15 protein-coding genes are annotated in these 14,312 nt (G+C 57.7%); 14 read left to right on the top strand and 1 reads right to left on the bottom strand.

The window, feature by feature from the left end:
- The first annotated feature begins 129 nt into the window (after positions 1-129).
- The 14 genes from yegS to gutQ all read left to right on the top strand — a co-directional run bounded on the left by yegS (position 130) and on the right by gutQ (position 13,722).
- Positions 130-1,035, top strand: a complete 906-nt coding sequence (gene yegS / locus ACGS9J_RS15060; RefSeq protein ID WP_442231670.1) for a lipid kinase YegS — start codon at positions 130-132, stop codon at positions 1,033-1,035.
- A 212-nt stretch (positions 1,036-1,247) separates the two neighbouring features.
- Positions 1,248-2,462, top strand: coding sequence for a D-mannonate dehydratase ManD (gene manD / locus ACGS9J_RS15055; protein WP_442231669.1), 1,215 nt, complete (start codon positions 1,248-1,250; stop codon positions 2,460-2,462).
- 14 nt (positions 2,463-2,476) lie between these two features.
- Positions 2,477-3,493 (top strand): Zn-dependent oxidoreductase, encoded by a 1,017-nt coding sequence (locus tag ACGS9J_RS15050; RefSeq protein WP_442231733.1) that lies wholly within the window; start codon positions 2,477-2,479, stop codon positions 3,491-3,493.
- A gap of 88 nt (positions 3,494-3,581) precedes the next feature.
- Complete coding sequence (locus ACGS9J_RS15045) at positions 3,582-4,871, top strand: MFS transporter (protein WP_442231668.1); 1,290 nt, start codon at positions 3,582-3,584, stop codon at positions 4,869-4,871.
- A gap of 59 nt (positions 4,872-4,930) precedes the next feature.
- Positions 4,931-6,421 carry a mannitol dehydrogenase family protein gene (locus tag ACGS9J_RS15040; protein WP_442231667.1) on the top strand — a complete coding sequence of 497 codons (1,491 nt, stop codon included), beginning with the start codon at positions 4,931-4,933 and terminating at the stop codon, positions 6,419-6,421.
- A gap of 148 nt (positions 6,422-6,569) precedes the next feature.
- Entirely contained in the window at positions 6,570-7,256 is a 687-nt protein-coding gene (locus ACGS9J_RS15035; RefSeq protein ID WP_442231666.1) for a GntR family transcriptional regulator, read from the top strand.
- A gap of 204 nt (positions 7,257-7,460) precedes the next feature.
- Positions 7,461-8,510, top strand: a complete 1,050-nt coding sequence (gene fbaB / locus ACGS9J_RS15030) for a class I fructose-bisphosphate aldolase (RefSeq protein ID WP_099062625.1) — start codon at positions 7,461-7,463, stop codon at positions 8,508-8,510.
- A gap of 265 nt (positions 8,511-8,775) precedes the next feature.
- On the top strand, positions 8,776-9,324 hold the full coding sequence (gene srlA, locus ACGS9J_RS15025; RefSeq protein ID WP_020828107.1) for a PTS glucitol/sorbitol transporter subunit IIC: 549 nt from the start codon (positions 8,776-8,778) through the stop codon (positions 9,322-9,324).
- 15 nt (positions 9,325-9,339) lie between these two features.
- The gene (gene srlE / locus ACGS9J_RS15020) at positions 9,340-10,317 is read left to right on the top strand and encodes a PTS glucitol/sorbitol transporter subunit IIB (RefSeq protein WP_442231665.1); all 978 of its coding nucleotides are present in this window, start codon (positions 9,340-9,342) and stop codon (positions 10,315-10,317) included.
- Between the two features lie 22 nt (positions 10,318-10,339).
- Complete coding sequence (gene srlB, locus ACGS9J_RS15015; protein ID WP_442231664.1) at positions 10,340-10,702, top strand: PTS glucitol/sorbitol transporter subunit IIA; 363 nt, start codon at positions 10,340-10,342, stop codon at positions 10,700-10,702.
- A gap of 10 nt (positions 10,703-10,712) precedes the next feature.
- Entirely contained in the window at positions 10,713-11,492 is a 780-nt protein-coding gene (srlD, locus tag ACGS9J_RS15010) for a sorbitol-6-phosphate dehydrogenase (protein WP_442231663.1), read from the top strand.
- Between the two features lie 52 nt (positions 11,493-11,544).
- Positions 11,545-11,901, top strand: a complete 357-nt coding sequence (gene gutM, locus ACGS9J_RS15005; RefSeq protein WP_442231662.1) for a transcriptional regulator GutM — start codon at positions 11,545-11,547, stop codon at positions 11,899-11,901.
- Positions 11,902-11,984: 83 nt separating this feature from the next.
- A complete protein-coding gene (srlR, locus tag ACGS9J_RS15000) occupies positions 11,985-12,758 on the top strand; it encodes a glucitol operon DNA-binding transcriptional repressor SrlR (RefSeq protein WP_442231661.1) in 774 nt (257 codons plus the stop codon).
- Positions 12,751-13,722: an arabinose-5-phosphate isomerase GutQ gene (gutQ, locus tag ACGS9J_RS14995; RefSeq protein WP_442231660.1), complete on the top strand. Its 972-nt coding sequence runs from the start codon at positions 12,751-12,753 to the stop codon at positions 13,720-13,722. Before srlR ends, gutQ begins: the two co-directional genes overlap by 8 nt.
- 73 nt (positions 13,723-13,795) lie before the next feature.
- Here gutQ and ACGS9J_RS14990 read toward each other — a convergent pair whose 3' ends face one another.
- The gene (locus tag ACGS9J_RS14990; protein WP_442231659.1) at positions 13,796-14,254 is read right to left on the bottom strand and encodes an inhibitor of vertebrate lysozyme family protein; all 459 of its coding nucleotides are present in this window, start codon (positions 14,252-14,254) and stop codon (positions 13,796-13,798) included.
- Positions 14,255-14,312 lie beyond the last annotated feature (58 nt).

Raw genomic sequence — 14,312 nt, 5'->3', positions numbered from 1 at the left:
AAGTCAATCATTCAGAAATAATCTCTGCCGGTAACGATTAATCAGAATTAACTGAATATTCTGATGGTTTGCCGCCGGTGGGTAGTTTATCGTTGCCCCTTATCTGTTTACAGCCGGGAGATATCGGGAATGCATCCACCAGCACCAGCGCTTCTTATCATTAACGGCAAAGGCGCCGGCAACGAAGAGGTTCGCCTTGCAGTACGGACGTTGCGAGAGGAAGGCCAGCCCCTGCACGTTCGGGTTACCTGGGAACAGGGGGACGCCGCGCGTTATGTACAGGAAGCCTGCCAACTGGGGGTGAGTACGCTGATTGCCGGCGGAGGCGACGGTACCATCAACGAAGTGGCCGCAGCGCTGGCGGCCTTACCGGCGCAAGGACGCCCGGTTCTGGGCATTCTGCCGTTGGGCACGGCCAATGACTTCGCCGTGGCCTGCAATATCCCTTTGATGCCGGAACAGGCATTGCGACTGGCCGTTAAAGGCCGCGCGGTGCCGATAGACTTGGCGAAAGTGAATGGTGAACGCTACTTTATCAATATGGCGACCGGCGGTTTCGGCACTCGCATCACGACCGAGACGCCAGAAAAGCTGAAGGCGGCGCTGGGCGGCGTTTCCTACTTTATCCACGGCCTGCTGCGCATGGATACGCTCAAGGCTGACCGCTGCGAGATCCGTGGGCCGGATTTCCATTGGACCGGTAACGCGCTGGTCATTGGCATCGGTAACGGAAAACAGGCAGGGGGAGGCCAGCAGCTATGCCCGGACGCGCTGATCAACGATGGACTGCTGCAGCTGCGCCTGTTGATCGCTGACGAACTTCTGCCCGCGCTGGTAGCCAGCCTGTTTAACGATGAAGAAAACAAGAACGTCATCAGCGCCGCGCTGCCCTGGCTGGAAATCAAGGCGCCGCATGAAATGACCTTTAATCTCGACGGTGAGCCGCTGAAGGGCAAGCATTTCCGCATCGAAGTGCTGCCGCACGCCATTGAATGCCGACTGCCGCCAAACTGCGGGTTGCTGGGCCAGCTGTAGCGTTCTAAATCCTCCCGTGGCGCCTGGCGCCGCTTAATCTGAGGCTCGGCCCCTGTGCCGGGCCCGCAATTATCGCCCTGTCTTTTGCACTTTATTCTGCGTTGAAATGTGATCTTCTCCGGCAAATCCTTTAATTCATACTTGTATGGTAGTTAGTTCATGGCGTATTTTTCGTCCAATATGATGACCCGTGGGAACAGGATAAAGACGTTATGAAGATTGTTAACGCAGAGGTATTTGTGACCTGCCCAGGCAGGAATTTTGTCACGCTGAAGATCACCACCGACGACGGCATTACCGGCATCGGCGACGCGACCCTCAATGGCCGTGAACTGCCGGTAGCTTCCTATCTGAAAGATCACGTCTGTCCGCAGTTGATCGGCCGTGATGCCCACCAGATCGAAGACATCTGGCAGTTCTTCTATAAAGGCGCCTACTGGCGTCGCGGCCCGGTTACCATGTCCGCCATCTCCGCCGTAGACATGGCGCTGTGGGACATCAAGGGCAAGGCCGCCAACATGCCGCTGTATCAGTTGCTGGGCGGCGCATCGCGTACCGGCGTCATGGTGTACTGCCACACCACCGGCCATTCCATCGACGAAGTGCTCGACGACTACGCGAAACACAAAGAATTGGGCTTTAAAGCCATTCGCGCCCAATGCGGTGTGCCGGGCATGAAAACCACCTACGGCATGGCCAAAGGTAAAGGCTTGGCCTATGAACCCGCCACCAAAGGCAACTGGCCGGAAGAACAGCTGTGGTCAACGGAAAAATACCTCGATTTCACTCCCAAACTGTTTGAAGCGGTGCGTAACCGCTTTGGTTTCGATGAGCACCTGCTGCACGACATGCACCACCGGCTGACGCCAATCGAGGCCGCGCGCTTCGGCAAAAGCATCGAGCAATACCGCCTGTTCTGGATGGAAGATCCTACCCCGGCGGAAAATCAGGAGTGCTTCCGCCTGATCCGTCAGCACACCGTAACCCCTATCGCCGTCGGCGAGGTATTCAACAGTATCTGGGACTGCAAGCAGCTGATCGAAGAACAACTGATTGACTATATCCGCACCACCCTGACCCACGCAGGCGGCATTACCGGCATGCGCCGCATCGCCGACTTTGCCTCGCTGTATCAGGTGCGCACCGGTTCACATGGGCCATCTGATCTGTCCCCTATCTGCATGGCGGCGGCGCTGCACTTTGATTTATGGGTGCCGAACTTCGGCGTACAGGAATACATGGGCTACTCCGAACAGATGCTCGAGGTGTTCCCGCACAGTTGGAGCTTCAACGACGGCTACATGCATCCCGGCAACAAACCGGGATTGGGCATTGAGTTTGATGAAAAACGGGCCGCCCGTTACCCATATGAACCGGCTTATCTGCCGGTCGCACGCCTGGAGGATGGCACCTTATGGAACTGGTAACAGGAGAACGCACCATGCACAGCGTCGTCATTGAACAGCCCGGCCAACTGGTTATCCAGCAACGTCCCCTGCCGCAACCGGCGGCCGACGAAGTGCGGGTGAAGGTAAAATATGCCGGCATCTGCGGTTCCGATGTGCATATCTACCACGGCCATAATCCTTTCGCCCGCTACCCACGCGTGATCGGGCATGAGTTTTTTGGCGTCATTGATCAGGTAGGGAGCGAGGTTGATCCGCAACGTCTCGGCGAGCGCGTTGCGGTCGATCCGGTTGTCAGCTGCGGGCATTGCTACCCTTGCTCCGTAGGTCGCCCCAACGTCTGCACCGAGCTGCAGGTGATCGGCGTACACCGCGACGGCGGTTTCAGCAACTACGCCTGCGCCCCGGCACGCAATGCCTACCCTATTCCGGACAGCATCAGCGATCGCCACGCCGCCATGGTCGAACCTTTCACCATTGGCGCCAATATCACCGCCCACCTGCAACCCACCGCCGATGACATCGCGCTGATTTACGGTGCCGGGCCGATGGGCCTGACGGTGATCCAAACGCTGAAAGGGGTCTACGGCGTGAAGCAGGTGATCGTCACCGATCGTATCAATGAACGATTGGTGATGGCACAGGAAAACGGTGCCGACTGGACGTTCAACAACGCTGAAGCCTCGCTGCAAACCGAGCTGGAACGACGCGGTATCCGACCGACGCTGATCGTCGACGCTGCCTGCCATCCGGCAATTTTGCAGGAGGCGATCAACCTGGCATCACCGGCGGCGCGTATCGGCATCATGGGGTTCTCCGGCGACGCCTGCACCCTGACCCAACAAAGCATCACCAGTAAGGAGCTGTCGATTTTCTCCTCGCGCCTCAACAGCGCACGCTTCCCGCAGGTCATCGATTGGATGGCCAGCGGGAAAATCGACCCGCAGCGACTGATTACTCACTGCGTGCCGGCCGGCGAGGTTGAGCAGGCGATGTTGATGTTCGAAAAGGACCAACGCACCTGCTGCAAGGTGTTACTGCAATTCGACTGATTTATGTACCAGGGCCGAGGGCGGCAGGAAGCCACCCTCTTCAACCATGAAGCTTCGCGATTAAAACAACATCAAGTGGAGTGCTTTTATGTTTAAAAACCTGCGTTGGACCATCGTGTTCCTGCTGTTTATGGTCTACATGATCAACTACCTCGACCGTGTTGCACTGTCGATTACCGTGCCGATGATCGAGAAGGATCTGATGCTGAATGCCGAGCAGTTCGGCATCATCTTCGGCAGCTTCTTCTTCGGTTACGCCATATTCAACTTTATTGGCGGGTTGGCGGTAGACAAATTCGGCCCGACATTGGTGCTCGGGGTAGCCGTTGGCCTGTGGTCAATCTTCTGCGGCATGACGGCATTGGCCACCGGCTTCTATTCCATGCTGATCCTGCGTGTGCTGTTCGGCATGGCCGAAGGGCCAATCTGCGCCTCGGCCAATAAAATGATTAACGGCTGGTTCCCCAAGAAACAGGCGGCGACCGCCATGGGTCTGCTCAGCGCCGGTTCCCCCTTGGGAGGTGCCGTGGCCGGGCCGATCGTCGGCTATCTGGCGCTGGCATTTGGCTGGCGACCGGCGTTTATGATCATCTGCTCGATCGGCATCGTCTGGATGCTGGTGTGGTTCTTCGTGGTGGCGGATAACCCGGCAAAAAGCAAACGCGTCAGCGAGGAAGAGCTCGCGCTGGTCAACCGGATGAAAGAGGAAACCCACAGCGCGGAAGAAGAGCTGAGCAACGCCGCGCACGGATTGGGTTACTACCTGAAGCAGCCGATCATTCTGGTCACCGCGTTCGCCTTCTTCTGCTACAACTACATCCTGTTCTTCTTCCTGAGCTGGTTCCCTTCTTACCTGGTGCAGGCGCACAACCTGAACATCAAGGAAATGAGCCTCACCACCATGATCCCATGGATTGTCGGCTTTGTCGGGCTGGCGCTCGGCGGCTATATCTCCGACAAGATTTTCAATATCACCGGCAAGCTGCTGCTGTCACGCAAGATCGTACTGGTCACCAGCCTGCTGGCGGCGGCCATCTGCGTGGCGCTGGCGGGTACCGTCAGCAGCGTAGTGCCGGCGGTGATGCTGATGTCGGTGTCGATCTTCTTCCTGTACATCACCGGTGCCATTTACTGGGCGATTATTCAGGACGTGGTGCATAAATCCCGGGTCGGCGGTGCCAGCGGCTTTATCCATTTGGTCGGCAGCGTTTCCGGCATCATTGGTCCGATCGTCACCGGCTATATTGTGCAAAACACCGGCAAGTTCGACAGCGCCTTTATGCTGGCGGGCGGCGTGGCCGCGCTGGGTGCAGTACTGGTGCTGTTGGTGATCAAAGCGCCGCGCACTACTGTACAACCGCAAATCTCGAAGCCTTGACGCATCCGGGGCGACCGACGTCGCCCCGCTTTTCGCCCCACTCTTTCAGGAATTTCAGCATGACTCTTTCCAGCAACGGCACGCTACCGGCGGCGATTGCACAGCCAGGCTACGATCGTCAACAGCTTAAACCCCGTATCCTGCACCTTGGTTTTGGTGCATTTTTCCGTGCGCACCAGGCGGTATACGCCGAACGTCTGGCTAACGATCACGCCAGCGACTGGGGCTACGCGGTGGTCAGCATGCACAACGGTCAGCAAAAAATCGCCGACTTGCAGCAGCAGGGTTTGCTGTACACAGTCGCCGAAATGGACGGCACCGGCTGGCGAGGTCAGGTGGTCGGCGTCGTCAGGCAAGCGCTGCATTTGCAGGTCGACGGGCTGGAAGCCGTACTCGAAGCCATGGCACAGCCGGAGGTCGCCATTGTTTCACTGACCATCAGTGAGAAAGGCTACTGCTATCAACCCGCCAGCGGCCAGTTGCTGTCAGAACATCCGGACATTCAGCACGACATTGCCAACCCGCTGCACCCGCAGTCTGCCCCCGGATTGATCCTGGCAGCTCTACGGCTACGCCGTGAACGTGGCCTGCCAGCATTTGCCGTGATGTCCTGCGACAATATGCCGGCCAATGGTCAGGTGACCCGCAACGTGCTCTGCCAACTGGCCCAGCGGCAAGATGCAGAACTGGCGGACTGGGTCACACAGCAAGTGGCGTTTCCCTCCACCATGGTCGACCGTATTGTCCCGGCCGTGACAGCGGAAACACAGCAACGCATCGCAGGTTTGCTGGGTGGCATTGCCGACCCGGCCGGTGTCGCCTGCGAGCCCTTCAGCCAATGGGTGATCGAAGATAACTTCCCGCAGGGGCGCCCGGCGTGGGAAAAGGTCGGCGCCGAACTGGTCCACGACGTATTGCCATACGAAGAAATGAAGCTGCGGATGCTCAATGGCAGCCACTCGTTTCTGGCTTATCTGGGTTATTTAGCCGGTTATGCGCACATCAGCGACTGCATGCAGGATGCGTATTTTGAACGTGCTGCGCGCCATCTGATGCTGGCGGAACAGGCACCGACGTTACAAGTTTGCGGTGTGGATTTGGCGCAGTACGCCGATTCATTGCTTGCCCGTTATCGTAATACCGCGCTGAAGCACCGCACCTGGCAAATCGCCATGGACGGCACGCAAAAACTGCCGCAGCGTCTGCTGGATGCCATCCGCCTGCATCTGGCGCAAGACAGCGATTTTAGCTGTCTGGCTTTGGGCGTTGCCGCCTGGATGCGCTACGTCGGCGGCCAGGACGAACAGGGCCAGGCTATCGACATCAGCGATCCGCTACGTGAACGCCTGGCCGATTTGGTCGGCAACAGTCGCGAAGGCGCCGAACGGGTGCGGGCGCTGCTGCAACTCGAAACGGTGTTTGGCCGCGATCTGCCCGACAACTCGCGGTTCGTCAAGGCGGTGACCGATGCCTATCTTGCACTGCTAGCTCAGGGCGCCAAAGCCAGCGTCGCCGCGTTACCTATTCATCAAGACTCACCGCAAGAATGATGATGGCGGCTGCCCCAAATGACGCCGTTACCGGCGGGTAACAATATTGAGTTGTCGTATTCGGCGGGTGTATTTATCCACCCGTCATCAAACAATAATCTGCTAGTATGGTGGCATCCTAATCCCAGCCAGATTACTGATTTTCACCATGTCTGAAACCTACAGCCTCACCAACAATCTACCGGTCAATCAGCAAATCTACCGTTTCCTGCGTAAGGATATCGTCGATTGCACCATTCCCCCCGGCACCTTGTTGTCTGAGAAAGAGATTTCCACCCGCTTTTGCGTTTCGCGCCAACCGGTGCGTGAGGCTTTTATCAAGCTGGCAGAGGCGGGCCTGGTGCAGATCCTGCCGCAGCGCGGGACTTTCGTGATGAAGATCTCCGCCAAACGGGTGGCCGACGGACGCTTTATTCGTCAGGCGGTGGAATGCGCGATCGTCCGTCGCGCGGCGGAACGGATCACTCCGGAACAACTGATGACGCTGGAGCATAATTTGCATCGTCAGACGCTGGCAGCGCAAAACCGGCAAACGCGTGAGTTTTTGGCGCTGGACGATGAATTCCACCAGCTGTTGACCCAGTTTGCCGACTGCCCGCTGGCCTGGGAGACCATAGAAACCATCAAGGCCACCATGGACCGGGTGCGTTTTCTCAGCCTGAGCGAAGTTTCGCCACCGGAAAGCCTAATCCAACAGCATTACCGCATTTTTGAAGCGCTGAAAGCGCAGGATGCCGAGGCCGCCGAACAGGCTATCCATGAGCACCTGCAGGAGATGATCTACTCCATCACCCCTATCGCTTTGCAAAACACCGAGTGGTTCGACGTCGAGTAATCAGCCGCAGATGTTCCGTGGGGCGATCGTCCCCACGTATTTGGCCACGCAAATGGAAATTCCTCTCAATCGCATCTATTGTTTCTCCTTGCCGTCAGAATTTCATTAATATCGTTTTATCAGCTTCAATCACCGCTTTTTGCTACGCCGGTGGTCAGATACCTTAGGTTGCCGGTGTATGAGAAGCTAAATCGGGAGTTCATCATGACTGATATTGCACAGTTGTTAGGAAAGGAAGCGGAAGACCTGCTGCAACACCGCTGTACTACCATCCCTGCTGAAAATCTCTACCTGCCAGGCGCCGACTTTGTTGACCGGATAATGATCGATAACAACCGTCCCAATACCGTTCTGCGTTCAATGCAAAGCCTGCTCAACCATGGCCGCCTGGCCGGTACCGGTTACCTGTCGATTCTGCCGGTCGATCAGGGCATCGAACACTCTGCCGGCGCGTCTTTCGCCGCTAACCCGCTGTATTTTGATCCGAAAAACATTGTCGAACTGGCGATTGAAGCCGGTTGTAACTGCGTCGCCTCCACCTATGGCGTGCTGGCGTCGGTATCGCGCCGTTATGCGCACAAAATTCCGTTCCTGGTCAAACTGAACCACAACGAAACCCTGAGCTATCCGACCCAATACGACCAGACTCTGTATGCCAGCGTCGAGCAAGCGTTCAATATGGGCGCGGTCGCGGTCGGCGCCACCATTTACTTTGGTTCCGAGCAGTCACGCCGCCAGATTGAAGAAATTTCCAGCGCCTTCGAGCGCGCTCACGAACTGGGTATGGTCACCGTGCTGTGGGCTTATCTGCGCAACCCGGCGTTCACCAAAGACGGCGTGGATTATCATTCCAGCGCCGATCTCACCGGCCAGGCCAACCACATTGCCGCCACCATCGGCGCCGATATCGTTAAGCAAAAAATGGCGGAAAACAACGGCGGCTACCGCGCGGTGAAATTCGGTTATACCGATGACCGCGTCTACAGCAAGCTGACCACCGACCACCCGATCGATTTGGTTCGTTACCAACTGGCCAACTGCTATATGGGCCGCGCCGGGTTGATTAACTCCGGTGGCGCCGCCGGTGAAAACGACCTGCAGGAATCCGTGCGCACCGCGGTCATCAACAAACGTGCGGGCGGCATGGGCCTGATTCTGGGGCGCAAGGCGTTCAAGAAATCGATGAAAGAAGGCGTGGCGCTGATCAATGCCGTTCAGGACACCTATCTGGACAAGAAAGTCACCATCGCCTGATCCCAAGCCACACCCCGTTCGTTCTCCCAGCCCGGTTCGCCGGGCTTTTTTATCGCTTTTTTCTGCCCATCCCCTCTCTCCTTTCTGATCGCTGCCTTAGGATTAAGTTATTTTTCTTTCATAATTAACTTTCACAATAAAATATTTATCTTTCAAACTGTGATCTATTTAAAACAAATGAATCCATAAAGTGATTAGTGTAAGGCCCATGGCGACAGAGCCGCCGTTCGCTCCAGGCCATACCTTCCATCACAGGAGAACAATAATGATTGAGCTAATCACCCACGGAGCCGAGTGGTTTATCGGCCTGTTTCAGAAAGGCGGTGAAGTGTTTGTCGGCATGGTGACCGGCATTTTACCCTTGTTAATCAGCCTGTTGGTTATTATGAACGCGCTGATCAAATTTGTAGGCCAGGAACGTATCGAACGCTTGGCGCAGCGCTGTGCGGGAAACCCGGTTTCTCGTTATCTGTTGCTGCCGCTGATCGGCACCTTTGTCTTTTGCAACCCGATGACCCTCAGCCTCGGCCGCTTTATGCCCGAGAAATACAAACCCAGCTACTACGCGGCGGCGTCCTACAGTTGCCACTCCATGAACGGCCTGTTCCCGCATATCAATCCCGGTGAACTCTTCGTCTACCTCGGCATTGCCAGCGGGCTAACCACCCTCGGCCTGCCATTGGGGCCGCTGGCGGTGAGCTATTTCCTGGTCGGGCTGTTCACCAACTTTTTCCGCGGTTGGATCACCGATCTCACCACCAGCCTGTTCGAACGCAAGATGGGGATCCGCCTGGATCGTCAGGTGCAACTTTAATCCGTGGAGTGCAGCATGAGTGCTTATATCCGTATTGAGAAAGGCGCCAGCGGCTGGGGCGGCCCATTGCAGTTGCCGATCGAGCCCGGCAAAAAAGTGGTGTACATCACCGCCGGAACCCGCCCGTCGATCGTCGACAGGATTAGCGAACTGACCGGCTGGCCGGCCGTCGATGGCTTTAAGGAAGGCGAGCCACCGGCGGACGAAATTGGCGTTATGGTGATCGACTGTGGCGGCACCCTGCGCTGCGGCCTGTACCCGAAGCGCCGTATTCCAACGGTCAATATCCACGCCACCGGCCAATCCGGCCCGCTGGCGAAGTTTATCCTCGAGGATATTTACGTCTCCGGCGTGCGTGATAGCAACATCAGCCGGGTGGAATCGGCTACCGATGAGCGCCCGACCACCGCGCCGCAGCCCAAGGGACGCGATTACGACACCAGCAAAAAAATCACCGAACAGAGCGACGGCCTGTTGGCAAAAGTGGGCATGGGCATGGGATCGGTCGTTGCGGTGTTCTTCCAGGCCGGGCGCGACACCATCGACACGGTGCTGAAAACCATTCTGCCCTTTATGGCATTCGTCTCGGCGCTGATCGGCATCATCATGGCCTCCGGTCTGGGGGATTTTATCGCCCACGGCCTGACGCCGTTAGCCAACAGCCCGATTGGGCTGGTGACGCTGGCGCTGATTTGCTCCTTCCCACTGCTGTCGCCGTTCCTTGGCCCTGGCGCGGTCATCGCTCAGGTGATCGGCGTGCTGGTCGGGGTGCAGATTGGCCTGGGCCATATCCCGCCGCAGCTGGCGCTGCCCGCCCTGTTCGCGATCAACGCGCAGGCCGCCTGCGACTTTATTCCGGTCGGCCTGTCACTGGCGGAAGCCAAGCAGGACACGGTTCGGGTCGGCGTCCCTTCGGTATTGGTCGGACGTTTCCTGACCGGCGCACCGACGGTGCTGATCGCCTGGGCCGCATCGGCCTTCATCTATCAATAACTTTGTTTGCCAGGGACCCGTTATGAATACCATTTTCCAAACCACCATCACCCAGATTGGCGGCTGCGCCCGCGAGGCGCTGCTCGATGACATGCTGATCACCTTCCGTGAAGGCGCACCGGCAGACATTGAAGAGTTTTGCTTCATCCATCAGCACGGCAACACGCTCGGCGAACTGCAGGCCGGCGGCTGGATGGAGCTGGCGGAGCAACGTTATCCGATCACCGCCGTCGGCGACGTCGCCACCCAAAACCTGCGTGAACTGGGCCACCTCACCGTGCGTTTCGACGGCGAGTCGCAGGCCGAATTCCCCGGTTCGATCCACGTATCCGGCGCCACGCCGGCTGATATCCCGCTGGGCAGTACGCTGAAATTTATCGCATAAGGAGTAGACCATGTCTGAAGTAGCTGTAGTGATTGGCGGTGGCCAAACGTTAGGGGCATTTTTGTGCCAGGGCCTGGCGCAGGCGGGTTATCGCGTGGCGGTAGCCGATTTAAACGCGGATAACGCCCAACAGGTGGCCGAGCTGATTAACGACCAATATGGCGCAGGCTGCGCGCGGGGCTTCCAGGCCGACGCCACCGATGAACAGAGCGTGATTGCGCTGGCGGCGGCGGTTGACGCTGAATTTGGCGCGGCCAATCTGCTGGTGTACAGCGCCGGCATTGCCAAGGCGGCACCGATCACCGATTTCCCACTCGGGGATTTCGACCGCTCGCTGCAGGTCAATCTGGTGGGCTACTTTCTCTGCGCCCGCGAGTTTTCCCGCCTGATGATCCGCGACGGCATTGCCGGACGCATCATTCAGATCAACTCCAAATCCGGTAAGGTCGGCAGCAAGCACAACTCCGGCTACAGCGCCGCCAAGTTTGGCGGTGTGGGGCTGACGCAGTCGCTGGCGCTCGATTTGGCGGAATACGGTATTACCGTGCATTCGTTGATGCTCGGTAACCTGCTGAAGTCGCCGATGTTCCAGTCGCTGCTACCGCAGTACGCGCAAAAACTGGGGATCGCACCGGATCAGGTTGAAAAGTATTACACCGACAAGGTGCCGCTGAAACGCGGGTGCGACTACCAGGATGTGCTGAACACCCTGCTGTTTTACGCCAGCGACAAGGCGTCTTACTGCACAGGCCAGTCGATCAACATTACCGGCGGTCAGGTGATGTTCTGATTTCATTAACGCTCCCTCTCCGGGTGGGGAGGGAAAATAAACAGGAGGCAATATGACTCAGGCATTGATCACCTTCGCGGTATTGGCCTGGCTGCTGCAAATCGCCCTCGGCTGGTGGCAGATCCAACGTTTCAACCGCGCTTTCGACGGCTTGTGCCGACTGGGGGCCGTCGGGGTCGGGCGCTCCGGCGGGCGCTTTCAACCACGGGTGGTACTGGCGCTGGCCTTTGATCCCGAGCAACGGGTTTGCGGCAGCATGCTGATGCGCGGCCTGACCATCTTCGCGCACCCCAAGCCAATAGCCCGGTTGCACGGGCTGCATCAGCGCGATCTTCACCCGGATGTGATCTTCCCCGAGGATCGCGCATGCCAGACTGCACTATCGTTAGCGATTGCCCCTAAATCATGATATTTTCACATTAAAAGACATTACCTTTCATATTGAATTGTTAGCCGAAGGGAAATGCGCAACTCTTGTGAACAGGACGGGCTATGAAACCAAAGCAGCGGCAGGCCGCTATCCTTGAATATCTGCAGCGGCATGGCAAAACGGCAGTGGATGCCCTGGCGGCACACTTTGCCACCACCGGCACTACCATCCGCAAGGACCTCACCCTGCTGGAAGAGGAAGGCGAAGTGATCCGCACTTACGGCGGCGTGGTGCTCAGCCGCGACGATGGCGACCAGCCTATCGACCGTAAAACCCACATCAACACCGAAAAGAAACGCCAGATCGCCTATGCCGCCATTGGGCTTATCAACGACGGTGACTCGCTGATTTTCGACGCCGGCAGCACCGTGCTGCAAATGGTGCCACATCTGGCGCAGTTCAATAACATCACGGTGATGACCAATAGCCTGCATATCGTCAATGCGCTGGTGGAGCTGGATAACGACCAGACCATTCTGATGCCCGGCGGCACCTATCGCAAAAAATCGGCATCCTTTCACGGCAGCCTGGCGGAGTCGGCTTTCCAGCAGTTCAGCTTCGACAAACTGTTTATCGGGGCGGACGGCGTGGATCTCAACGCCGGCGTCACCACCTTTAACGAAGTACACAACGTCAGCAAGGCGATGTGCGAAGCTGCCAGCCGCATTATCCTGCTGGTGGACTCGTCGAAGTTCGGTCGCAAAAGCCCGAACGTGGTCTGCGACCTGAGCGTCGTGGATACGCTGATCACCGATAAAAACATCAATCCGGATTACCTCGCCGCCCTGCAGGCGAAGGGGATCAATATCATTCTGGTAGGAGATTTTGATGAGTAACGCCGCTGCCCTGCTGGCCTTTGCCCGCGAAACGCTGGAAATTGAGCTGACCGAAGCACAACGCCTGTTGGCGCGACTGGACGATAATTTCGTCTGCGCCTGCGAACTGCTGCTGAACTGCCGGGGCAAGGCAGTGATTTCCGGCATCGGCAAATCCGGCCATATCGGTAAAAAAATCGCGGCTTCGCTGGCCAGTACCGGTACCCCGTCGTTCTTCGTACACCCTGCCGAAGCGCTGCACGGCGATCTCGGCATGATCGGTGCCGACGACGTGGTGGTGTTTATCTCTTACTCCGGCCGCGCCAAAGAGCTGGATCTGATCCTGCCGCTGCTGGCAGAAAATAACATCCCGGTGATCGCCATCACCGGCGGCAAAGAGTCGCCGCTGGCGCAGGCGGCGGCCTGCATGCTGGACATCAGCGTTGAACGCGAGGCTTGCCCGATGGGACTGGCACCGACTTCGAGCGCGGTCAATACGCTGATGATGGGCGACGCATTGGCGATGGCGTTGATGCGTCAACGCGGTTTCAACGCCGAAGACTTTGCCCGCTCTCATCCGGGTGGCAGCCTGGGCGCCCGCTTGCTAAATCGGGTGCATCACCTGATGCGCACCGGCGATCGCCTGCCGAAAGTCAGTGAGAATGCCAACGTGATGGAAGCGATGCTCGAACTGAGCCGTACCGGACTGGGGCTGGTCCCGGTCTGTGACGCGCAACAGAAAGTGGTGGGTGTATTTACCGACGGTGACCTGCGCCGCTGGCTGGTGAAAGGCAATAGCCTGCAGGATGCGTTAAGCCCGGCCATCACCCGCCCCGGCTACCGCTTGCCGGAACAGTGGCGTGCAGGAGAAGCGTTGGAAGCGCTGCATGAACAGCACATCAGCGCCGCGCCAGTGGTCAATCTGGACGGTGTGCTGGTCGGCGCGATCAACCTGCACGATCTGCATCAGGCCGGTATCGGCTGACCGCATTAACTGATGCTTGCCCGTTTGTCCCCTCTCCTTTGGGTGAGGGGATAGGTACGACGCTAAAGTCCGCTTATTTCCAGTCGGGATTATTCTCGAACTGTTGTTTCAGCAGCGCCTTCATATCGTCGTCCGGCTTGCCCAGCCATTGGTATTTGGCGTATTTCTTCGGATGGTCAACCGCTTCCGGTTTATCCGCCACCTCGACACGCACGGCCCAGGCCTGCGACTTGTCTTCCTTAAACGCCACTATCATAAAGTTATTGGCGCAGTCGTGCGGTTTGCAAAGATTGCCCACCAGATAGTTCTGGCCCTTCCAACTCAGGCTTTGCGCCGGAGTAGAGGTGCCCACCCCTTTGCGCGCCCAACCCGGCAAGCGAGCCTGGCCCTTCACGATATTCTGCCAACTGGCCTGGTAGCCCGGCTGCTGGATCACGTCCGAAGTGGTGACAATCTGCTGGGCGAAACCGCCCACGCTGAAGCTGAGTAACGCGCCGAAAATGGCACCGCGAAGTACGTTTTGTCCTGTCATGGCCTTCTCCCTGGATAAAATTCGGTTGCACCCGGCCAAAGCCGGGCCTGGATCTAGT

The sequence above is a fragment of the Serratia quinivorans genome, assembly GCF_052113645.1.
GTDB lineage: Bacteria > Pseudomonadota > Gammaproteobacteria > Enterobacterales > Enterobacteriaceae > Serratia > Serratia quinivorans_B.
The sequence above is the reverse complement of the archived record's forward strand: the minus strand, read 5'-3'. Positions and strand labels throughout refer to the sequence as shown.